Origin of the sequence: Streptomyces sp. HD, assembly GCF_028369295.1 — a bacterium.
Taxonomy (GTDB): Bacteria; Actinomycetota; Actinomycetes; order Streptomycetales; family Streptomycetaceae; genus Streptomyces.
This window is the reverse complement of sequence record NZ_JAQMYP010000004.1, coordinates 185,367-205,417: the sequence shown is the minus strand read 5'-3', so window position 1 is coordinate 205,417 and position 20,051 is coordinate 185,367. Positions and strand designations below refer to the sequence as shown.

General features: G+C 70.1%; 22 protein-coding genes. 12 read left to right on the top strand and 10 right to left on the bottom strand.

The window, feature by feature from the left end:
- Positions 1–17 precede the first annotated feature (17 nt).
- Positions 18–518, top strand: a complete 501-nt coding sequence (locus POF73_RS05790; protein ID WP_272113378.1) for a hypothetical protein — start codon at positions 18–20, stop codon at positions 516–518.
- Between the two features lie 296 nt (positions 519–814).
- Here POF73_RS05790 and POF73_RS05785 read toward each other — a convergent pair whose 3' ends face one another.
- From POF73_RS05785 to POF73_RS05770, 4 genes are all read right to left on the bottom strand, one after another.
- A complete protein-coding gene (locus POF73_RS05785) occupies positions 815–1,441 on the bottom strand; it encodes a TetR family transcriptional regulator (protein WP_272113377.1) in 627 nt (208 codons plus the stop codon).
- 101 nt (positions 1,442–1,542) lie between these two features.
- A complete protein-coding gene (locus tag POF73_RS05780; RefSeq protein ID WP_272113376.1) occupies positions 1,543–2,631 on the bottom strand; it encodes a catalase family protein in 1,089 nt (362 codons plus the stop codon).
- Between the two features lie 27 nt (positions 2,632–2,658).
- On the bottom strand, positions 2,659–3,999 hold the full coding sequence (locus POF73_RS05775; RefSeq protein ID WP_272113375.1) for a Dyp-type peroxidase: 1,341 nt from the start codon (positions 3,997–3,999) through the stop codon (positions 2,659–2,661).
- Between the two features lie 13 nt (positions 4,000–4,012).
- Entirely contained in the window at positions 4,013–4,621 is a 609-nt protein-coding gene (locus tag POF73_RS05770) for a hypothetical protein (protein WP_272113374.1), read from the bottom strand.
- Between the two features lie 275 nt (positions 4,622–4,896).
- Between POF73_RS05770 and POF73_RS05765 the strand changes: the two genes are divergently transcribed.
- From POF73_RS05765 to POF73_RS05755, 3 genes are read left to right on the top strand one after another with little or no spacing between them, the layout of a single operon-like run.
- On the top strand, positions 4,897–6,072 hold the full coding sequence (locus tag POF73_RS05765; RefSeq protein WP_272113373.1) for a DUF4331 family protein: 1,176 nt from the start codon (positions 4,897–4,899) through the stop codon (positions 6,070–6,072).
- Entirely contained in the window at positions 6,069–7,157 is a 1,089-nt protein-coding gene (locus tag POF73_RS05760) for a tetratricopeptide repeat protein (RefSeq protein ID WP_272113372.1), read from the top strand. Before POF73_RS05765 ends, POF73_RS05760 begins: the two co-directional genes overlap by 4 nt.
- Positions 7,158–7,186: 29 nt before the next feature.
- Positions 7,187–7,780, top strand: coding sequence for a TetR/AcrR family transcriptional regulator (locus POF73_RS05755; RefSeq protein ID WP_272113371.1), 594 nt, complete (start codon positions 7,187–7,189; stop codon positions 7,778–7,780).
- 514 nt (positions 7,781–8,294) lie between these two features.
- On the opposite strand, the gene POF73_RS05750 is transcribed toward POF73_RS05755, so the two are convergent.
- A complete protein-coding gene (locus POF73_RS05750; RefSeq protein ID WP_272113370.1) occupies positions 8,295–8,567 on the bottom strand; it encodes a hypothetical protein in 273 nt (90 codons plus the stop codon).
- Complete coding sequence (locus tag POF73_RS05745; RefSeq protein ID WP_272113369.1) at positions 8,564–8,929, bottom strand: hypothetical protein; 366 nt, start codon at positions 8,927–8,929, stop codon at positions 8,564–8,566. The genes POF73_RS05750 and POF73_RS05745 overlap by 4 nt, the downstream gene beginning before the upstream one ends.
- A 337-nt stretch (positions 8,930–9,266) precedes the next feature.
- Here POF73_RS05745 and POF73_RS05740 point away from each other — a divergent pair, with 337 nt between their 5' ends.
- Entirely contained in the window at positions 9,267–10,178 is a 912-nt protein-coding gene (locus POF73_RS05740; protein ID WP_272113368.1) for a hypothetical protein, read from the top strand.
- A gap of 105 nt (positions 10,179–10,283) precedes the next feature.
- Here the strand turns inward: POF73_RS05740 and POF73_RS05735 are convergent, their stop codons facing one another.
- Entirely contained in the window at positions 10,284–10,415 is a 132-nt protein-coding gene (locus tag POF73_RS05735; RefSeq protein ID WP_272113367.1) for a hypothetical protein, read from the bottom strand.
- 127 nt (positions 10,416–10,542) lie between these two features.
- On the opposite strand from POF73_RS05735, the gene POF73_RS05730 reads away from it, so the two are divergent.
- From POF73_RS05730 to POF73_RS05715, 4 genes are read left to right on the top strand one after another with little or no spacing between them, the layout of a single operon-like run.
- A complete protein-coding gene (locus tag POF73_RS05730; protein ID WP_272113366.1) occupies positions 10,543–10,947 on the top strand; it encodes a DUF2795 domain-containing protein in 405 nt (134 codons plus the stop codon).
- Positions 10,948–10,999: 52 nt separating this feature from the next.
- A complete protein-coding gene (locus tag POF73_RS05725; protein ID WP_272113365.1) occupies positions 11,000–11,419 on the top strand; it encodes a CBS domain-containing protein in 420 nt (139 codons plus the stop codon).
- Positions 11,420–11,457: 38 nt separating this feature from the next.
- On the top strand, positions 11,458–12,009 hold the full coding sequence (locus POF73_RS05720) for a type 1 glutamine amidotransferase domain-containing protein (protein WP_272113364.1): 552 nt from the start codon (positions 11,458–11,460) through the stop codon (positions 12,007–12,009).
- Positions 12,009–14,102: a catalase gene (locus POF73_RS05715; RefSeq protein ID WP_272113363.1), complete on the top strand. Its 2,094-nt coding sequence runs from the start codon at positions 12,009–12,011 to the stop codon at positions 14,100–14,102. The genes POF73_RS05720 and POF73_RS05715 overlap by 1 nt, the downstream gene beginning before the upstream one ends.
- A 99-nt stretch (positions 14,103–14,201) precedes the next feature.
- Here POF73_RS05715 and POF73_RS05710 read toward each other — a convergent pair whose 3' ends face one another.
- The 3 genes from POF73_RS05710 to POF73_RS05700 form a co-directional block, all read right to left on the bottom strand.
- Positions 14,202–14,486, bottom strand: coding sequence for a DUF6158 family protein (locus POF73_RS05710; RefSeq protein WP_272113362.1), 285 nt, complete (start codon positions 14,484–14,486; stop codon positions 14,202–14,204).
- A 453-nt stretch (positions 14,487–14,939) separates the two neighbouring features.
- Positions 14,940–16,559: an ABC-F family ATP-binding cassette domain-containing protein gene (locus POF73_RS05705; RefSeq protein WP_272113361.1), complete on the bottom strand. Its 1,620-nt coding sequence runs from the start codon at positions 16,557–16,559 to the stop codon at positions 14,940–14,942.
- Positions 16,560–16,643: 84 nt separating this feature from the next.
- On the bottom strand, positions 16,644–17,303 hold the full coding sequence (locus POF73_RS05700; RefSeq protein WP_272113360.1) for a histidine phosphatase family protein: 660 nt from the start codon (positions 17,301–17,303) through the stop codon (positions 16,644–16,646).
- Between the two features lie 73 nt (positions 17,304–17,376).
- Between POF73_RS05700 and POF73_RS05695 the strand changes: the two genes are divergently transcribed.
- From POF73_RS05695 to POF73_RS05685, 3 genes are all read left to right on the top strand, one after another.
- Entirely contained in the window at positions 17,377–18,876 is a 1,500-nt protein-coding gene (locus tag POF73_RS05695; RefSeq protein WP_272113359.1) for a bifunctional phosphatase PAP2/diacylglycerol kinase family protein, read from the top strand.
- Between the two features lie 103 nt (positions 18,877–18,979).
- Positions 18,980–19,825, top strand: coding sequence for a methyltransferase domain-containing protein (locus POF73_RS05690; protein ID WP_272113358.1), 846 nt, complete (start codon positions 18,980–18,982; stop codon positions 19,823–19,825).
- 42 nt (positions 19,826–19,867) lie between these two features.
- On the top strand, positions 19,868–20,038 hold the full coding sequence (locus POF73_RS05685) for a hypothetical protein (RefSeq protein WP_062702272.1): 171 nt from the start codon (positions 19,868–19,870) through the stop codon (positions 20,036–20,038).
- Positions 20,039–20,051: the final 13 nt, after the last annotated feature.

Here is a 20,051-nt window from a genome sequence, read left to right as displayed (position 1 = left end):
CGCTGCGGATGGTTGGCATGGCGCTGCTCGGCCTGGGCTGGTGGCGAGATCACGCGGGATTCTGGGCGGACAAGGCGTTCCTCACCAATGTCTTCTCGTCCGTGACGACCGCTTCGTTCGGCGTTCCGTTGGCCCTGGTGATCCTCAACCGGGTTGCGATGGTGCAGGCCGAGGCGGTGGAAGCGTGTGCCTGGCGGCGTCTGGCCATGCGGGTGGCCGGCCAATGTGCCGCGTCCGTGCCCTTGCAGTTCCACGGGGCTGCGGCTCGTCTTGAACATGCGTCCGCCGGGCTGCTCGCGGTGGAGCGCACTGCGCAGGCACCATTCAAGGGCTGGGAGCCCGGGCGGGACGACGGCGCTCTCGCTGAGCCCCGTCAGCAGATCACGGATGGGACGTCGGAACACGCCCTGGAGGAGTTCCGAGCCGAGGTATGTCCAGGTAGTTCGGCCGTGCCGGTGGTAGTCGCCTGTGCCCGTGGACCTGATCAGGGAACGAGAATTCAACGCGCATCTGGATGACCTCAACCACGGCAAGGCGGCGCTTGCCGTCCCGATTCCGCCGAATGTGTTCCAAGGCATGCAGGTCGGCCTCGACGAACTGCGCGGTCCGGCCAAGTGTTTCGCCAGGAGGTGCGCATCGTCGAAGATCTGGTCCTGCCCCTCGGGACCCGGTCCGGCGGGCGGAGTGGACCTACCCATATGACGTGGCGGCGCTGGCCCGGCACTACCGCATCGCCACGACGCTGGCGCGGGGGCGGACATGGAAAGACCCCGGCGCTTCGCATCGGGGTCACGTCGAACTGTGGGGGGCGAACTCACGCCTCGGTGGCGGCCATCTCGTCGACGACGATCTGCGCCCGCTTCTCCGGCACACCGGCCGCGATGAGCGTGGTGACGGCCACCCGGGTGCCGTCGTCCTCCAGCGCCCCGGTGTTGACCTCCTCCAGCAGGGCGACCGTCATCGCCTCCAGGCCGACGCTCAGCACCGGGGCCGGCAGGTGGGTGTGGAAGACGCCGTCCCGTTGTCCCTGCAACAGGATGGCCGTGACCCTGACCCGGGCGGGCTCCAGGATCCCGGCGACACGGTCCATGCCGAGGTCCCGTCGGGCCAGCGCCAGGAGCATCCGGTACCGGTCGCCCACGGGCCAGAGCGCCAACGTGAAGTGGGCGAGCGCCCGGTCGGCCGGTTCCGTCACCCCCGCGCCGACCGCGACGGCGGCCTGAAGGGCCTCGGCGGCCTCCTCGGCCAGCGCGTCCAGGAGCGCGGCCCGGCCGGGGAAGTGCCCGAACAGCGTGCGTCGTACGACACCGGAGGCGCGGGCGAGTTCCTCCAGGGTGATGTCGGGGTTCCGGCCGAGCTCCTGGCGGGCGGTGGCGAGGATGCGGGCCCGGTTGGAGCGGGCGTTGCGTCGCTGGGGCACACGGCCGACGGGCTGGGACACGAAAGGAACCTCGAAGAAGACAGGGCGGAGAAGGGACTTCTCCATTCTGGCACGGGAGTCCCGACCGACCCCGTACGCATCCGGGGTCGGTCGGGACCTGGTCAGGCGGGCAGCTCCTTGATGTCGGACGGCTCCTGCGGCTCGATGCCGTTGAAGCGGTGCCGGAAGTCGCTGGAGGCGGGGTACGCGGCGCGGCGGGAGCGCATGATCGAGCCCAGCGGGCGGTGGGCCTCCAGGGCGTGCCAGGGGCTGAAGGAAAGGACGTCGTCGGCGTAGCGGCGGCGGGCGTCGCTGTAGGCGTCCTGGGCGGGCAGGTGCAGCACGGCCACGGTCTGGTGCGGTGACAGTTCCTCGGGCCACAGGACCGAGGCGTCCTCCACCGGCATCCGGTCGATGTCCGTGCACAGCTGGGCGCGGATGTCGTACTCGGCGCTGTTGTCCGCGAAGAAGTCGATGACGAGGTCGCGCAGAGCCGACTCGCCGGCCTTCTTGTCGACGTGGCTGCCGGTGAGGGCCTTGACGTTCGCCGAGCGGGGCGCGGCGGACATCTTCGCCACGTGGTCGCCGTAGCGCAGCGCGGCCATGGAGTGGAAGGTCTCGCCGAGGATGTGGTCGTTGGCGGCGGCCAGGGTCTCGACGGCGGGCGGAAGCGGACGTCCGACGCGCGTGAGGGCCTTGGCGGCCACTCGGGCGGCCGCGCCGGTGAGCTGGAGTTGCTGGTCGCTCTGGCCGGGCTGTTTCTCCAGGATGCCCTGGAGTTTGGCGTATTCGGCGATGTTGCCGAAGGGCAGGGTGGGGTGGTTGACGAGGAGGAAGTCCTGGGTGGTGAAGCCGTCGTCGAGGGCGCGGGGCCCGGGGGCGCCGATCACCTTCATCGCGAGGCCGCGCTGGACGGGCACCTGGTCGGAGCGCAGGTCGCCGGGGGCGGAGGAGAAGCGGACGATCACCGGGTAGGTGACCGGTTCGGCGAAGAGGCCCTGGGCGAGGTGGGCGGGCAGGTCGGGCTGGATGCGCAGCTCACCGGCGAGGACGCCGTGGCTCTTGGCGTGGGCGTCGCGCAGGCCGTGACGGTGTTTGTCGGCGACCTGCTGGTTGGCCTTGCCCATGGCCGCGACCACCTGGCGGACGAGTTCGTCCTCGTCCGGAAAGGGCTGTTCGAGGTCGGGGCTGTAGCGGACGTACGAGGTCATGGGGAGTGTCTCCGCGCGAGGTGGGGGTCAGTTGCTGCCGAGCCAGCGGATGGCGGACAGGCTGGGCATGAAGAAGTACTCGCCGCCGAGGAGGGTGTTGAAGGACTGGATGTTCTGCACCCTGCGCGGCGGGGTGCCGGGCACGGTGAAGTAGGCGCCCTTGTCCTGGAGCGAGATCATCGGGTCCTTCTCCTTGCCCAGGCCCATGAAGTTGCCGGAACCGACCCATTCGCTCTGCAGGAACTCGACGTTGTCGATGGCTCGGGCGCCGAGGGCGATGAAGTCCAGGCCGCGCGGTGTGCCGTCGTCCTTGAGGCGATCCGGGGGCAGCGGGGTGCCGTAGGAGGTGCCGCGCCGGATGATCCGGCGGATATTGACGTCGGAGAGGACCGTCAGCTTGGTGTCGCGTGGGTTCATCCGGCGGATGTGGGAGCCGAGCGGGGTGCGCAGCCCACGCGGGTCGGCGGAGTAGTCGAAGTCGTTGATCCGGTTCGGGTCTTCGCCGATGGCGGGGGTGTCGCGTTCCGGGGTCAGGGCGAGAGGTGCGCCGCTGCGCCAGCGGCCGACCAACTTGGCGGCCAGCAGCTCGCGTTCGGCCTCGGTGTTGGCGTTGTCGTGCAGCCACTTGTTGAAGGCCGCGACGTGGGAGTGGTACTTGCGGAAGACGACGTAGGTTCCGTTGCGGCCCAGGACGTCCGGAGCCGGTACGGGCAGCGGCACACCGGTCTCGCTCGGGTAGCCGAGGACGAACTCACCGGCCTTGATGGGGCGTCCGTCGCCGGGCAGGGGTTCGGCGCCACTGCCCTCGACCACCGGCTGGCTGAAGCCGTCCCGGTAGCCGAAGACGTTGAACCCGTCGGCCGCGAAGTCCTGGTGCGACAGCAGTTTTACGCCAGGGACCTCGCCCAGTTCCTTTTCGTACGCGGCGACTTCGGCCCGCCAGTCGTCCTCGCTTGCGGCATACACCGTGACGGCGGCATGCACGCGCGGGGTGCCGAAGGGGAACTCCCAGCGGCCCGGCGCGTTCACGCCGGTGTCCCGCAGCCGCTCGGCGCGAGCCGCCATCCCGGCGCGGAAGTTGGCCGGGAAGGAGGCCAGTGAGGTCTCCGGCAGCCCCAGTGCGACCAGACCCTGGTAGCTGAGGGCGAGGGCCAGCCAGGACGGCTGCGGTTCGTCCCAGCGCGCCGCCGAGGTCACCCTCGGCGCCAGTCGGCGCAGCAGTTCCTTGCCCGCGGCCGGTTCGGTGATCTCCAGAATCGCGTGGGTGCCGAAGTAGGGCTCGGGCCGGGCCCGCAGCAGGGTCGCCTGGATGTCGTCGAGGTCCAGGGTGGGCGGGCGGCGCAGCCGCCGGAACAGCGGGGAAGGCATGGTGCGCCTGCCTTCAGTTGAGGTCCGACAGGAAACGCTGGACGGCGGCTTCCTGTCGCTTGAGCCGGTGGCCCTCCGCGACGGTGAGGCCCGGGTGGGCGACGAACCACGCCTCCGCCGGGATCTGGTACTTGGCGATGAAGTCCTTCACGTCCGGCGAGGTGATGCCGGGCCAGCCCTCGACGTTGCTGAACAGGTAGTCCATCATCTCGGGGATCTTGGTGGCGAAGTCGTCGATGTAGGGGTCCCACTCGCCGTCGAAGGCGGTCGCGAACAGCAGCTTCGTGTCGTTCTCAAGGAACACGAACCGCATGTTGTGCAGGGTGCCGACCTGACCGGCGCCCGCCAGGTTCCCTCCAACCAGCCGGAAGAACTTCCGCAGGTGCGCCGCGCCGTTCGGCTTCAGCGGCAGGATCGTCGTCAGCTCGGACACCTCACCGCTCTTGGCACCGATCCGGCCGGCGGTGGTGACCGCGTGTTCGGCCATCTCCTCCTTGTCGACGAGGATCTCGGCGGCCTTGACCTTGAGAGCGATCTTCGCGTCCAACAGGGCGGTCTCGACCTTCTCGCGCACCGCATCGGGGAACTGCTGGAACTTGGCGTGCAGGTCTGTCTCGCTCATGGCGCCTCTCTTTGGGCGTGGGCGGCAATACTTCACTTACCGCCACAAATAGGCCATCGCAGGGTGACGTGCAAGCGGGATGAAACCTGCTTTCTGACCACCTCCGCATAACTGATTACATCATCAGTTCGCTACTCCGGCTTGTCAACGCGCTACTCGCAGGTAGTCACATGGCGTACGCCACTATGAGACAGATTGACTCACAACATCTCTGTGAGTCATCGTGTCTCACAGATGGCGCACCTCGACCCACCCATCACTCGAAGGAGTTCCCGATGGCGGATCACTTCTCCGGACCGCGCATCCTCTTCGACCCCGCGTCCGACGTCGCCGACGTCTTCGCCTTCCCCAGCCCGGACCACCCCGGCTGCCTGGTACTCGTCCTCGACGTCTTCCCGGCCGCCGCTCCCACCGCGCTGTTCTCCGACGCGATCACCTACCGCTTCCGGGTCCGGCCGGTCGCCCCGGCGGCCGAGCGGGCCGCGTTCACTGTCGGCGACACCGAGTACGGCCTCGACTTCACCTTCGCCACGCCCGGTCAGATCCCCGGCAGCGACGAACCGGTCCAGATCGGCACCTGCACGACGCCCAGCGGTGAGCAGGTCCTCTTCCAGGTCGGCGGCGACACACCCGCCGAGGCCGAAGGACTGAGGATCTTCGCCGGACCACGACTCGACCCGTTCTTCATCGACCTCGCAGGCGTTCTGGCCGCCGACGCCACACAGAAGCTGGCCTTCCGGCCCGGCGCGAACAACGTCCTCGAAGGGATGAACGTGCTGAGCATCGTCGTCGAGGTCGACCCCGAAGTGGTGTTCGGCCTGGACTGTGGCCCCCTGCTCGGCGTCGTCGGCGAGACCGTGACCTCCGGCGGCCGCCCGGTCCGGCTGGAACGCATGGGCCGCCCCGAGATCAAGAATGTCGTCCTGGCAAGCAAGAGTTTCGACCCCGTCAACAGCGACCTGGAGATCCGAGACCTCTACAACGAGGAGGATGCCTTCGCTGTGCGACCGGACTACGCCGGGGCCTACCGGGCGCGGTTCGACGCCAACCTGGCCTTCTTCGACCGCCTCGACGGCGAGCTCGTCTGGCCGCCGGACGGCCAAGGCACTCACCCGATGACGGAACTTCTCCTGGCCGACTTCCTTGTCGTCGACATCTCCAAGCCGTTCGCCGAGGACAGCTGCTTCGAGATCGAGACCGCGCTGCTCGCCGGACGCCCCCACGCGACCTGCGGAGGCCGTGCGCCCAACGACGACATCGTGGACACCCTCTACACACTCCTGGTGGGCGGCGTCGACGGCCCGCGCATCAGCGACGGCGTCGACCAGGCCACCCGGCCGGCCACGCACGACTTCCCATACCTCGTGGCCCCCAACCCGAACCCGCCTGACCTCATGACGGTGATGACCGCGCTGCTCGCCCCGCCGGAGCCGGAGGAGGAAGCAGCATGAAGAACCGGCGCGAGCCGACCGACCAGGAACTTGTCACGACCAACGGCACCCTGGCCCTGGTGAACCTGTCGGCCCAGATCGACGGCCTGGCCGCACCCGTACGCCGGGCGGCCTCGACCGCGCCACTCGCCGTCGCACAACAAGCGGCCCTGGTCGACCTCCTTACACTCCGCGGACACCTCCTGGGCCGCGTCGCCGACTACGAGCAAGCCGCACAGCTCTCCGAACACATGGTGTGGAACGCACCTGACGACCGTGCCGCCCTGCTGGCCCGAGCCCGGACCCGGGCGACCCTGCACCGGTTCGCCGAGGGCATGGCCGACCTCGACGCGGCACGCCGGGCTGGCGCGGCGCAGGCCACTCTGGACGCGGAACGGGCGGCGATCCTGCAAGCGGTCGGCTGCTACGCCGAAGCCCACTCCTTGCTGCGGAGCGCAGCCCTCCACCAGTCCGACTTCACGATGCTGTCGGCTCTCGCCGTGCTCCAGGCGGAACGCGGCGAGACCGCCGAGGCGGAGCACGTGTTCGACGAGGCGCGCGCCGCCTACCGGGGTGTCTCGCCCTTCCCGCTCGCCCAACTGGACTTCCGCCGCGGGGTGATGTGGCTGCGCGAAGGTGACCTACCCACGGCTCGGTCCTGGTTCGACGCGGCCCGGCGCCGCGTGCCGGGCTATGCCCCGGCGACCGGTCATCTCGCCGAGGTCGACCTGCTCCTGGGTGACCCCGAGACCGCTGTGACCCGCCTGCGCCCGCTGGCGGAGACGAGCGACGACCCCGAGTACATCGCCCACCTCGCGCTTACCCTGCGAGCGGCAGGCCGCCACCAGGAGGCCCAACCGTGGCGGGACCGGGCAGCGAGACGCTACGAGGAACTGGTGACACGCCACCCGGAGGCGTATGCCGACCACGCCGCCGACTTCTGGCTCATGGTCGGAGGTGATGTCGACCGAGGGCTCCAACTCGCCCTGCAGACCATGGTCATGCGGCAGACAAGCCGCTCGTACGCGCTGGTCCGGCGCGCCCGCGAGGCTAGCGGCAGGCTGACCGATGCCTCCGGATCAAGAAGCCTTGCGACTAGCATGTGAGGCAACTTGTCTCACACGAAGGGCGGCGCATGCAGGAGGAACGAGTGGATCCACGCCAGGTGCGCAGCCGCGAGGCCATGGTGGCCGCGGCCACCACGCTGCTCACCGAGGGCGGCCTGGAGGCCGTCACGCACCAGGCGGTTGCCACCCGAGCCGGGGTCGGCCGGGCCACGGTGTACCGCCACTGGCCCGACGTGCTCGGTCTCCGTCTGGCGGCGCTGCAGGCTGGTATGCCGCCCCTGTCACCGGCGCCCGAGGACGTTCGGGCGGCGTCAGGCGCTGAGCCGCGCGCCGAGCTGGTCCATTACCTGCGCCAGCTCGGCGAGCGGCTCGACGACGCCCAGGCCGGGGCCGTTCTCGCCGCCGTACTGGGCGGGGCACAGTACGACGCCGGGATGCAGCACCTCCGACAGACCCTGCTGACCCAGGTCGTGGACGCCCTGCGGCCCGCCATCACTGCGGCCGTCGACCGGGGGCGGCTGCGCGATGACGTCACGGCCGAGACGTTCGCCATGACGGCTGTCGGCCCACTCGTCTACCAGCGTTTTCTTGTGGGCGCCCGGCTCGGTCACGACGCGGTGGAGGCGGTGGTGGATGCGGCACTGCGGGCGTGGGCGCCGTAGCGATTCCGGTTCAACCCCACTACGTCGACGGCTCGCTCCCGCGGAATGGGCGGCGGTCACCATGACCGTCCTGTGCGCCGGCGGCCCCCTCGGGACAGTCGGCGCACAAGCCGTGACAGGAGGCGCGCTCCTGCTCGCGCTCGTGGCCTTCCTGGCCGACCGGGGACGAGGCGTCTGGATCGTCGACCGCGCCCACGATCCTCAGAAGCCGTATCCCAACCGAACGTGATCCCTTGATTCCTGCAGGTCAGGCATAGTTTCGCTTGGGTTGAGGGAGGCATGGCGACGTCTTGTGTCCGCTGCATGGTCGAGGGGGGGCGCGGTGGCATCGGTGCTGGGAATGCTGGAGGAGCGAGAGTCGGCAGCCTGCGTTCGGGTGGAGGGCTAACGAAGTGGAGCCGGTTCTCGATGGTCCACTGCGAGCGCACGATCTTCGCGAGACGCTCGGGGGATGCCTGGTGGCTGGTGAGGGCGGTCAGCACGTAGACCGTCTCGCAGGTGCGTCTGCCCCTCTTCACGCAGGTCCGGTGGCGGACGATCTGCGCGGCGTGCGGGAAGTCGATGCCGAGGGCGGTGACGTCAGGACCTGTACCGTCCGGGTCTCCAACCGTCCGTTGCCGTGGGACCGGTCGTAGAACTTCGCCGTCGCCTTGTTCCAGGGCAGTGTCTTGAGCTGCGCATAAGGGATCGGCTGGTTCTTCTTGACGGGGAAGGCATAGTGCGCGTCCTTCTGCTCGACGAGGAAGTGGGCGTGTGCGCGCTGGGTGTGCAGGGCGTCGGCGGTCACCTCACGCCGGTCAGGTTGTAGGGCTCTAACGGGGCCGCGAAGCAGGTGATTTCGTTGGTCTTGTCCGGCACTCGCAGCTGGGTGACGGCCGTCATGGCACAGGTCACAGCGGCCGGCAGATGTGCGGCCGGGCTGTCGCCGCTGCACGAGCCGCGGGTGCTCTTGCCGTCCACGGCCGGGGTGTCGGACCCGGCCGGGGCGGCGCCGAGCAGGTCGGCCAGGCCGCCGGGACAGGTGGTGTTGATGATCCGGCGGACGGTCGCCGGGCTCGGCGCAACGCGGACGGCGAACACGCTGGTGGTGCGGGCACCGAGCCGGGCGAGAGCCTCCTGCGGAGCGTTCTTGGCCCACTGGCCGACCACGGCGAACGAGGGGCCCGACCAGTACGGCCGAGCACGCGATCAGCAGCACGCTCACGAACGGGTGACGCTTCCCGCGCCGGTGCCGCGGATCAGCCAGTGCGGCCAGCCGCTGCGGCAGTCCCGACAGTGCGCGGTGCTGACGCGAGGGCGACTTGATCAGGCAGATCGCACCGACGTGCGTACGACACCGGCGCCGGCGAGGGAGCGGTCCCCGCCTACGCGCCGGTGAGGGTGCGCCGCACCGTCACCGAGCGGCTGGAGCCCCGAGAGTCCGCTTGAGGAAGGCGATCTGGTCGGGAACCACCTGGTCGAAGCCCTCCCCGACGTAGGGGTCCCAATGGCCGCCGCGGTAGGCGAGCAGCTTGCCGGGTGGAGCCGCGGCCGCGAGAGCGGCACCGGGGCCCGGCGGCGTGAGGTCGTCGTGGCTCCTTGGGCGCGCAGGTTGGCCGCAGAACGGCAAACCAGGCACAGTGGCCGCAACCCGCTGCGCGGCATCCAGCACCCGGCGGGACTGCATCGCATGATGACGGCGATCGTTCCCCACCATTACCGAATCGCTGGCGCCGTTACCACTGGATCATCCGTCGCCCTGGAGTTCCGGCATATTCCCAATCTGATAGGTGCTGATGACTACCGCAACGTCATGGCCCTTCACCTTCCCGGAACCACACCTGTCATCGGCAGGCACTTCTGCTCCCTCGGACTCGCTCGCCTGGCCGGAGCAGAGACTTGGGCCCAAGCCGAAGACCAGCTCGAGACCCAACAGCGCCGCAAGGGAAATTGGGGAAAAACTACCCAGAAAATCCCTGACCCTCAGGCTTTCTGGAACGGCGTTCGCATTTTGGCCGATCTACTGCGGAAACGAGGAGCCATTGATTATTCCGCTCGCCGGAGAGCGCTATCCGAACTTCTCGAGGTCCCTTATGACAGCCTGTTCTCGATCTTCCGTCCAGTACGGATGGGCGTTACTCGCCAGCGGCAACGCCACGCCGCAGCGTGGATCTGGGAAGCCCTCACAGGCAGCCCAGCCCGTGACTCCCCTGTCTACGCCGGAGGCTGGGAAGGACTGAGCGTGGCCTCGGTGACCGAAGCCCGACGGAAGTTCCACGATCGCGTTCCAGAATCTGCCGCCAGGGCGCTGACGCTGTGGGGGCTGGAATGGCTGGACGAGAAGGGCACTGGACCCCAGGATGACCCGAGAGCCGCTGGTGCCGTGGGCGACCCGGTGCGATCATGGTCTGCGCACTGAACTGTTCCGCGCGAGGTTCGCTACTTCCTTTCATGCAGAGAAGAGTTCAGTGCCCAGGTCAGGGCCACGTGGACTGAACTCTTTCCTTTCGTCCGACAGAAGGACTCAATGCCCCAGGGCCGCTCCTTCCTGCCGGTCCTCGTCCGGCTCCTTCGGCAGGAGCAGTTCCTCGTAGCGGCCCAGTGCCAGCACCACGCCGAGCATGAGGAACGGAAGCAGCACAGCTATCAGTGCCATGGCCTGGTCCTTCCCCGGAACATGTGGGGGGTGAAGGCCGGGTGACCCGCCTTCCGGAGCGCAAACCCTGTGTCGGCCCCCCACTCGTCGGGTACGCGGTGCGCAGCCCGAAGATCTGGAGGGAGTCATGCAGCGAGGCAGTGACCGGCTGAGCGTTCACCGTGACGACGAGATGAAGCACGAACTACAGGGGCTGCTGAGGTCCGGGCACCCCACCCGGACCGACGAGTGGCACGACCCGGAGCCGATCGCCGAGGACGACCCGGAGGTCGCCCGCGGGCCGGTGGGCTGGCCGGGGCCCACGACGGCGTCCCTGGCGACGGTCCGGCTGGAGCTGGCCCGATTGCTGGGCCGTAGCGCCTTCCCGGCGAGTCCCAGGGAGCTGACCGGAGCGCTGCGCCGCGAATACGCGCCCGACGCTCTCGTCGAGTCGCTGGAACGGCTGCCGCGCACGGCGCGCTACGCCAACGTGCAGGAGCTGGCCGAGGCCCTGACCGGGGCCGGGCGGCCGACTCGGCGGCGGAACGCGTAGCGGACCCGTACCGCGCCGGGAAACGCGGAAAGGATGGAGGGAAGGACCGGACATGGCCGATTTCGTGAGGGACGTCATGACGCCGGGCGCGGTCGCCGTCCGGCCGGGCGCCTCGCTCGTCGAGGCCGCGCAGCTGATGCGCGCGCAGGACATCGGCGATGTGCTGGTGGCCGACGGGGAGCGCGTCGTGGGGGTGCTCACCGACCGTGACATCACGGTGCGGGCCGTCGCGGACGGCGCCGACCCGCTGACGGTGAGCGCCGAGTCGGTGTGCACCCCGGATCCGGTGGTGATCGGCCCGGGTGAGCGGACGTCCCTCGCGATCTCGCTCATGCGTGAGCACGCCGTACGGCGGCTGCCGGTCGTGGAGAACGGTCTGCCGGTCGGCGTCGTCAGCCTCGGGGACCTGGCCGAGACGCAGGACCCCGACTCGGCACTGGCCGAGATCAGCCGCGCCGCACCGGACGAGTGAGACGAGAAGTCACCGTCACGGAAGGACGTTGAGACACGATGCGTATCGCATTTCTGACCGCACCCGAGGGCGTCGAACAGGTCGAGCTCACCGATCCCTGGCAGGCGGCGGTGAACGCGGGACACGAACCGGTCCTGGTGTCGACGAAGCCGGGCACGATCCAGGCGTTCCACCACCTCGACAAGGCGGAGAAGTTCCCCGTCCAGGAGGTCGTGGGTGAGACCACGGCCGGCTCGTTCGGCGCGCTGGTGCTGCCGGGCGGGGTCGCCAACCCCGACTATCTGCGGACGAACCGCAAGGCGGTGGCGTTCGTACGGGACTTCTTCGAGCAGGGCCGGCCGGTCGCCGCGATCTGCCACGCCGCGTGGACGCTGGTGGAGGCGGACGTCGTACGCGGCCGGGTGCTGACGTCCTGGCCCAGCCTGCGGACCGACATCGGCAACGCGGGCGGCACCTGGGTCGACGAGCAGGTACGGATCTGCGACCACGGCCCGAACAAGCTGATCACCAGCCGTAGGCCAAGCGATCTGAAAGCGTTCTGTGAGGCCTTCCTCGACGTCTTCGCCCGGCAGCCCGAGGAGGTCGCCTGATGGCGGACCGCAAGCAGGAGCAGCGGGAGACGTTCCGGGCGGACGACCCGACCACGGGTCCGCTGACCACCGACCAGGGGGTGGAGGTCGACCACACCGACGACTCGCTGGCAGCCGGTGAACGCGGTCCGACGCTGATGGAGGACTTTCACTTCCGGGAGAAACTGACCCACTTCGACCACGAGCGGATCCCCGAGCGGGTGGTGCACGCGCGGGGCGCGGGCGCGTACGGCTATTTCGAACCGTACGAGTCCTGCGCGGAGTTCACGCGCGCGGCCTTTCTCCAGGATCCGTCGGTGCGGACGCCGGTGTTCGTACGGTTCTCGACGGTGCAGGGACCGCGCGGCTCGGCCGACACGGTGCGGGACGTGCGCGGTTTCGCGACCAAGTTCTACACGTCGGAGGGCAACTACGACCTGGTCGGGAACAACTTCCCGGTCTTCTTCATCCAGGACGGCATCAAGTTCCCCGACTTCGTGCACGCGGTGAAGCCGGAGCCGCACAACGACATCCCGACCGGTGCCTCCGCGCACGACACCCTGTGGGACTTCGTGTCGCTGCAGCCGGAGACGCTGCACGCGATCATGTGGCTGATGTCGGACCGGGCGATCCCGCGCAGCTACCGCATGATGCAGGGCTTCGGTGTGCACACCTTCCGGTTCGTGAACGCCGAGGGGCGCGGCACCTTCGTGAAGTTCCACTGGAAGCCGAAGCTGGGCGCGCACTCGTTGGTGTGGGACGAGGCGCAGGAGTGCCAGGGCCGTGACCCGGACTTCAACCGGCGCGATCTGTGGGACGCGATCGAGGCGGGCGAATACCCGGAATGGGAGCTGGGCGTCCAACTGGTCGCGGAGGAGGACGAGTTCGCCTTCGACTTCGATCTTCTCGACGCGACGAAGCTCATTCCGGAGGAGCAGGTGCCGGTGCGGCCGATCGGCCGGATGGTGCTGGACCGCAACCCGGAGAACTTCTTCGCCGAGACCGAGCAGGTCGCCTTCCACACGGCCAACATCGTCCCCGGCATCGACTTCACCAACGACCCGCTGCTCCAGGCCCGCAACTTCTCCTATCTGGACACCCAGTTGATCCGCCTCGGCGGCCCCAACTTCGCACAGTTGCCGGTGAACCGCCCGGTGTCCCCCGTACGCACCAACCAGCGCGACGGCTACCACCAGAGCGCGATCCACAGCGGCACCAACTACTTCCCGAACTCCCTGGGCGGCGGCTGTCCCGCACACGCCGGCGCCGACGGGCACGCGTACACGCACTACGCCGAACGCGTGGACGGCGCCAAGATCCGCCGCCGCAGTGCGAGCTTCCAGGATCATCACACCCAGCCCGCGATGTTCTGGAACAGCATGGCGGACTGGGAGAAGGAGCACATCGTCGAGGCGTTCCGGTTCGAGCTCGGCAAGGTCGGCGCGATGGCGGTGCGGGCCCGTACGGTCGAGCAGCTGGCCCAGGTGAACGGTGACCTGGCGGTGGCGGTGGCACGGGGTGTCGGGGTTCCGGATCCGTCCGCGGCGCAGGCGGCCGACAAGCTGTCCTCCCCCGCGCTGAGCCTGGAGTCCCTGCGCGGCGACGGCTCGATCCGCACCCAGCAGGTCGCGGTCCTCGTCACCGACGGTGTCGACACCGCGCAGGTCACATCGGTGCGTGCCGCGCTCACGGCCGAGGGAGCCGTCGTGGAGGCGCTGGCGCCGACGGCCGGGGCGGTCACCGGTGCCGACGGCGACCGCTTCCCGGTCGACCGTGCGCTGCCGACCGTCGCCTCCGTGCTGTACGACGCCGTACTGCTGCCCGGCGGCCCCGTGGACACCCCGCCCACGGCCGCCGACCAGGACGCGGTCCGCTTCGTCCGGGACGCCTACCGGCACGGCAAGCCGGTGGGCGCACTCGGCTCGGGGGTGGGCGTTCTGTCCGCCCTGGAGCCGGAGGGCGTACGGCTGTCCACCGAGTTCCACCGTACGGTCGCCGACCACGGCGTGGTCACGGACACCTCCCCGGGTCCGGCGACCGAGGACTTCCTGCGCGCCTTCCGCACCGCGCTGGCCGCACATCGCCACCGGGGGCGGCCGCCGGTGCGGTGCTGAGCCGATCGGGTGGCCGGAATCACCAGGTCAAAACACCAGGTCAGGTGCGGCGTGGCCATGCCTCAGCGCTGGCCGGCACGCTCTCGGTCCGGCCTGCGGTCACGCCGACGGAGCCGTCGGTGCCGCGCCGGTCCCCGTGCGGTCGCGGGCGCCCTCGCGGGTTCGGCCCGCGGCCACCGTGCGGCGTGGGTTGCGGCGCAGGTATTCGCCCTCCAGCTGGGCCATGCGTTCGTTGTGGGCCCGCAGCGCGTCGTTCGAGCCGTACAGCAGCGTGTCGTGGCGCGTCCGGTGGATGGTCTCCAGCTCCTTCATGAGCTGCTGGTCGTCCAGCCGGCCGGGGTCGACTCCGGTCATCGTGGTGCCCCGCTCGTCGTGGTCCGTCATGCGGTCCGGGTACCCGCCCGTTGAGCACACAGCCCCCGAGCGGTGTACGGGAGAGAGCCATGGATCCCGCCTGTCTGAATCCACTGTACGAACACCCCGGCCCCTGGGCCTCCGTGCACGCCGTCCTGCCCTGACTTGTCTCGCCCCCGCCGCCCCTACCCGTCCCATCCCTGGGGGCTGCCGCCCCCAGACCCCCGCATCGGCCCCGAAAGGGCCTCGTCCTCAAACGCCGGACGGGCTGAAAAACCAGTCCCCCCGCAAACCCACCCGCTCCGGCATCCGAGAAACGAGCAGCAAACCCAGCCCCTCCAGCGTTCGAGAAGCGGGCAGCAAACCCAGCCCCTCCGGCGTTTGAGGAGCGGGGGTCCAGGGGGCGGAGCCCCCTGGGAGGCGGGGGCGAAGGGGCGGCAGCCCCTGGGGATGGGACGGGTAGGGGCGGCGGGGGCGAGGAAACTAGCGGGTCCGCTCCACGCGGCGTTCGTCCCAGACGGGCTCGGCCGTCTCCCGTACCCGGCCGTCGCTGCCGAACACCAGGTACCGGTCGAAGGACCGCGCGAACCACCGGTCATGGGTGACCGCCAGCACCGTGCCCTCGAACGCCTCCAGCCCCTCCTGCAGCGCCTCGGCGGACTCCAGGTCGAGGTTGTCGGTCGGCTCGTCGAGCAGCAGCGCGGTGACGCCCTCCAGCTCCAGCAGCAGGATCTGGAACCGGGCCTGCTGTCCGCCGGAGAGCCGGTCGAAGCTCTGCTCGGCCTGCTGGGTCAGCTCGTAGCGGCGCAGCCGGGACATCGCGGCTCCGCGGTCCTGGGCGTGCTCCTTCCACAGGATGTCGAGGAGGGTCCGGCCCATCAGCTCGGGGTGCGCATGGGTCTGCGCGAAGTGCCCGGGCACGACGCGCGCCCCCAGCTTCCAGGCCCCCGTGTGCGCGACGCCCTCCCCCGCCAGCAACCGCAGGAAGTGCGACTTGCCGGAACCGTTGGAGCCCAGGACGGCGACGCGTTCGCCGTAGAAGACCTCCAGGGAGAACGGCTTCATCAGCCCCGTGAGCTCAAGCTCCTCACAGGTCACGGCCCGCACCCCGGTACGCCCGCCCTTCAGCCGCATCCGGATGTCCTGCTCACGCGGCGGCTCCGGCGGCGGCCCCGCCTCCTCGAACTTGCGCAACCGGGTCTGCGCGGCCTGGTAGCGGGAGGCCAGCTCATGGCTGATCGAGGCGGCCTGCCGGAGACTCAGCACCAGCTTCTTCAGCTGGGCGTGCTTCTCGTCCCAGCGCCTGCGCAACTCCTCGAAGCGGGCGAAGCGTTCACGCCGGGCCTCGTGGTAGGTGGCGAAGCCACCGCCGTGCACCCAGGCGTCCGCACCGGCCGGCGAGGGTTCCACCGACACGATCTTCTCGGCGGCACGGGCGAGCAGTTCACGGTCGTGGGAGACGAAGAGGACCGTCTTGCGGGTCTCCTTCAGCCGCTCCTCCAGCCACCGCTTGCCGGGCACGTCGAGGTAGTTGTCGGGCTCGTCGAGCAGCAGCACCTCGTCGGTGCCGCGCAGCAGCGCCTCCAGCACCAGCCGCTTCTGCTCACCGCCCGACAGGGTCCGCACCTGCCGCCACTGCGCCTTCTCGTACGGCACGCCGAGCGCGGCAGTGGTGCACATGTCCCACAGCGTCTCGGCCTCGTACCCGCGCGCCTCGGCCCAGTCGGAGAGCGCCTGCGCGTACTTCAGCTGGGCGGCCTCGTCATCGACGGTCATGATCAAGTGCTCGGCGGTATCGACGGCCTGCGCGGCCTCGCGGATACGCGGCGGCGCGACCGACACGAGCAGATCACGTACGGTCGTCTCGTCCCGTACGGACCCCACGAACTGCCGCATCACACCGAGCCCGCCGCTGACGGTGACGGTGCCGCCGTGCGGCTTCAGCTCCCCGGAGATCAGCCGCAGCAGGGTCGTCTTTCCGGCACCGTTGGGCCCGACCAGCGCCACGACTGCGCCTTCCCCCACCCGGAAGGACACGTCGCCGAGCAACGCCCTCCCGTCGGGGAGGTAGTACTCAAGATGCGCGGCTTCCAGATGTCCCATGATGAGGAATTGTGCGGGCCGCCGCGGAGCTCCGGCAAACCGATATTCGGAACGCCGTTCCCGGAGCCCCTTCCCGGGGCGGGCTTACGGCGCATCCCCGACGACCGGCCACCCCGCAGGCCCGCCCTCCCCGGCCGGAGCCACCACAGCCCCGGCCCACGACAACGCCTTCCACCCGTCCCCGGGCGAGCCCTCAAGGATCACCACGCCCGTGTTTTCGAGCGGTCGCGCCGCGGCGAAGGCCACGTCCACGTTGTCCGCACGAGCAGCCGTCCACAGACGGATCACCGCACCGTGGCTGATCATGGCGACGGTCCCGGCGCCGCTTTCCACGGCCTCGGCCACCACGGCGTCGTACCGCGCCAGCACCTCCGTGCCGTTCTCGCCGCCCGGGATGCGCTGCTCCGGGTCACCGGCCGCCCACCCGAACACCGTCCTCATGTAGAGCCGGCCCCGCTCGGAGTCGCCGGGCAGCATCTCCAGGTCGCCCGCGGACACCTCGCGGATGCCGTCCCGGACGAGCACGTCGAGGCCGCGGGCGGCGGCCAGTGGGGCCGCGGTGTGCCGGGTACGGGTGAGGGTGGAGGCGTAGAGGGCCTCGATGTCCTCGTCGGCCAGCGCCGCGGGCAGGGCCCCGGCCTGCTGTTCGCCGAGTGCGGTGAGGCCCGGGCCGGGGACGGCCGTGTCCAGCAGGTGGTGCAGGTTGGACGGGGTCTGGCCGTGGCGGACGAGGAGCAGGCGCATGTGACGGGTTCCTCCGTGTGTCTCTCACCGCGGGCCGGACAGCAATCGGCCACTTCAGGGTACCCAGCCCTGTATGAGCCCAGACGTCGACCTCACCGTCCCCAGGCCCGGCCGGCACGCCCTGCGCGACCGGCTGCTCGCCCTCGACTCCCGGCTGTTCGAGTTCGCCGCCGAGCAGCACTGGCCGTATGCCGAGCGGGTGCTGCCGCGGCTGAGCCGGAGCGCGAACCACGGGGTGCTGTGGTTCGCGACGGCCGCCGCCATCGCCGCCAGCCGCACGCCCCGGGCCCGTCGGGCAGCGGTGCGGGGGCTGGCCTCGCTCAGCCTGGCCTCGCTGACCATCAACACCCTCGGCAAGCGGTCGGTGCGCCGTCCCCGGCCGCTGCTGGATCCCGTACCGCTGGTCCGGCAGCTGAAGCGGCAGCCGATCACCACCTCGTTCCCGTCCGGTCACTCCGCGTCGGCGGCGGCGTTCGCGACCGGGGTCGCCCTGGAGTCGCCCGCGTGGGCACTGGTCGTCGCCCCGGTCGCCTGGTCGGTCGCGCTGTCCCGGGTGTACACGGGCGTCCACTTCCCGAGCGACGTGCTGGCGGGCGCTGCCCTGGGCGCGGGTGCCGCGTTCGCCGTACGGGGCATGGTGCCGACCCGTGACCGGCTGGTGCCGCCGGCCCGGCCCCGTACGGACGTGCCGGCGCTGCCGGACGGTGAGGGTCTGGTCATGGTGGCCAACACGGGGTCGGGCACCGCCGACCGGGTGCACGCCCTGCTGGACGCGCTGCCGCGCGCCGAGATCGTCACATGTGAACCGTCCGACACCCGCGCCGAGTTGCAGAACGCGGCGGCCCGCGCCCGGGTGCTCGGCGTGTGCGGCGGGGACGGGACCGTCAACGCGGCCGCCGAGGTCGCGCTGGGGCACGGTCTGCCGCTCGCGGTGCTCCCCGGCGGCACGATGAACCACTTCGCCCAGGACCTGGGTGTGGAGGACGCACACGATCTGAGCCGGGCGGTCCGGCGCGGCGAGGCCGTGCGTGTGGACGTGGGCCGGTTCTCCTGCGACGGACGGCAGGGCCTGTTCCTCAACACCTGCAGCCTGGGCGTGTATCCGGAGCTGGTGCGCGAGCGGGATCGGTTCGGGGCACGGTTCGGCGCCTGGCCGGCCGGGGTGTTCGCGGCCCTGCGCATCATGCGCAGCGAGCGTCACCCGCTGCACGCCGAAGTCGCGGGCCGCGCCCACCCGTTGTGGCTGCTGTTCGCCGGGAACGGCACCTACCACCGGGTGGGCCTCGCCCCCGCCCGGCGGCTGGACCTCGCGGACGGTGTGCTGGACGTCCGCGTCGTGCACGGCGGCCGCCGGCCCGCCCTGCGCCTCCTCGCGGCCGCCCTCGCGGGCCCGCTGACCCGCTCCCCCGCCCATGCGGCGGTCCAGGTCGGCCGGCTGCGTCTGTCGGGGGTCACACCGGGCGCGCTCCTCGCGTACGACGGCGAAGTCACCGAGGTGGGCGGCGAGGTGACGTTGGAGAAGCTGCCGGAGGCGTTGACGGTCTACCGCCCGCTGCCGGGTGCACGTTCCTGACCGAGCGTTTCTGACGAGACGTCAGTCCGTATTGCAAAACACGGGTCTCAGTATTCGACATGCACGCGTAGGGTGACGCGCAGACGAGACGAGGGGAACAGCCATGTCGAAGGCACCGTCCAAGGGACCGTGGAAGACCCAGGAGACCGCCGTCTACACGCACGGGCACCATGAGTCCGTGCTGCGTTCGCACACCTGGCGCACCGCCGCCAACTCGGCGGCGTACCTGCTCGGCTCGCTGAAGCCGCACATGCGGATCCTGGACGTCGGCTGCGGCCCGGGCACGATCACCGCCGACCTGGCGGCCCTGGTCCCCGACGGACAGGTCACCGGTGTCGACCGGGCGCCGGAGATCCTGGAGCAGGCCCGGGCCACGGCCGCCCGACGCGCCCTGACGAACGTCGAGTTCGCGGTCGCGGACGTGCACGCCCTGGACTTCCCGGACGACACGTTCTGCGTGGTCCACGCCCACCAGGTGCTGCAGCACGTCGGTGATCCGGTGGGTGCGCTGCGCGAGATGCGGCGGGTGACCAGGCCGGGCGGCCTCATCGCGGTACGCGACTCGGACTACGCGGCCATGACCTGGTACCCGGCGTCCCCGGGCATGGACGACTGGCTGGGCCTGTACCGCCGGGTCGCCCGCGCCAACGGCGGCGAGCCGGACGCCGGGCGCCGACTGAAGTCCTGGGCGCTGCGTGCGGGGCTCACCGACGTCACGGCCACGTCGAGCACCTGGACCTTCTCGACGCCGGAGGAGCGGGCCTGGTGGAGCGGGCTGTGGGCGGACCGGACGCTGGCGTCGGCGTATGCCGAGCGGGCCACCGAGGGCGGGCACGCGACCATCGAGGAACTACGGGCCGTGTCGGAGGCATGGCGGGAGTGGGGGCGCCGGGAGGACGGATGGTTCAGCGTGCTGCACGGGGAGATTCTGTGCCGTAAGGAAGCCTGAATCGCGAATTTCTGGAAACTCGGTCGAACAGGAGGTCAGATTATGGTTCCCATTCTGCTCGTACTGCTACTGGCCCTGATTCTCTTCGGTGCCGGATTCGCATTGAAGGCCTTGTGGTGGATCGCGATCGCGGTTCTCGTGGTGTGGCTCCTGGGTTTCGTCATGCGTGGCACCACCACGGCAGGCGGCAGGGGCCGATGGTATCGGTGGTGAATTCATTCCCCAG

Coding starts and splice junctions, on each gene's coding strand:
- POF73_RS05790 (WP_272113378.1), top strand. CDS start 18: ATGGCGCTGCTCGGCCTGGGCTGGTGGCGAGATCACGCGGGATTCTGG.
- POF73_RS05780 (WP_272113376.1), bottom strand. CDS start 2,631: ATGACCTCGTACGTCCGCTACAGCCCCGACCTCGAACAGCCCTTTCCG.
- POF73_RS05775 (WP_272113375.1), bottom strand. CDS start 3,999: ATGCCTTCCCCGCTGTTCCGGCGGCTGCGCCGCCCGCCCACCCTGGAC.
- POF73_RS05770 (WP_272113374.1), bottom strand. CDS start 4,621: ATGAGCGAGACAGACCTGCACGCCAAGTTCCAGCAGTTCCCCGATGCG.
- POF73_RS05765 (WP_272113373.1), top strand. CDS start 4,897: ATGGCGGATCACTTCTCCGGACCGCGCATCCTCTTCGACCCCGCGTCC.
- POF73_RS05760 (WP_272113372.1), top strand. CDS start 6,069: ATGAAGAACCGGCGCGAGCCGACCGACCAGGAACTTGTCACGACCAAC.
- POF73_RS05755 (WP_272113371.1), top strand. CDS start 7,187: ATGCAGGAGGAACGAGTGGATCCACGCCAGGTGCGCAGCCGCGAGGCC.
- POF73_RS05740 (WP_272113368.1), top strand. CDS start 9,267: ATGGCCGCCGCGGTAGGCGAGCAGCTTGCCGGGTGGAGCCGCGGCCGC.
- POF73_RS05735 (WP_272113367.1), bottom strand. CDS start 10,415: ATGGCACTGATAGCTGTGCTGCTTCCGTTCCTCATGCTCGGCGTGGTG.
- POF73_RS05730 (WP_272113366.1), top strand. CDS start 10,543: ATGCAGCGAGGCAGTGACCGGCTGAGCGTTCACCGTGACGACGAGATG.
- POF73_RS05725 (WP_272113365.1), top strand. CDS start 11,000: ATGGCCGATTTCGTGAGGGACGTCATGACGCCGGGCGCGGTCGCCGTC.
- POF73_RS05720 (WP_272113364.1), top strand. CDS start 11,458: ATGCGTATCGCATTTCTGACCGCACCCGAGGGCGTCGAACAGGTCGAG.
- POF73_RS05715 (WP_272113363.1), top strand. CDS start 12,009: ATGGCGGACCGCAAGCAGGAGCAGCGGGAGACGTTCCGGGCGGACGAC.
- POF73_RS05710 (WP_272113362.1), bottom strand. CDS start 14,486: ATGACGGACCACGACGAGCGGGGCACCACGATGACCGGAGTCGACCCC.
- POF73_RS05705 (WP_272113361.1), bottom strand. CDS start 16,559: ATGGGACATCTGGAAGCCGCGCATCTTGAGTACTACCTCCCCGACGGG.
- POF73_RS05700 (WP_272113360.1), bottom strand. CDS start 17,303: ATGCGCCTGCTCCTCGTCCGCCACGGCCAGACCCCGTCCAACCTGCAC.
- POF73_RS05695 (WP_272113359.1), top strand. CDS start 17,377: ATGAGCCCAGACGTCGACCTCACCGTCCCCAGGCCCGGCCGGCACGCC.
- POF73_RS05690 (WP_272113358.1), top strand. CDS start 18,980: ATGTCGAAGGCACCGTCCAAGGGACCGTGGAAGACCCAGGAGACCGCC.
- POF73_RS05685 (WP_062702272.1), top strand. CDS start 19,868: ATGGTTCCCATTCTGCTCGTACTGCTACTGGCCCTGATTCTCTTCGGT.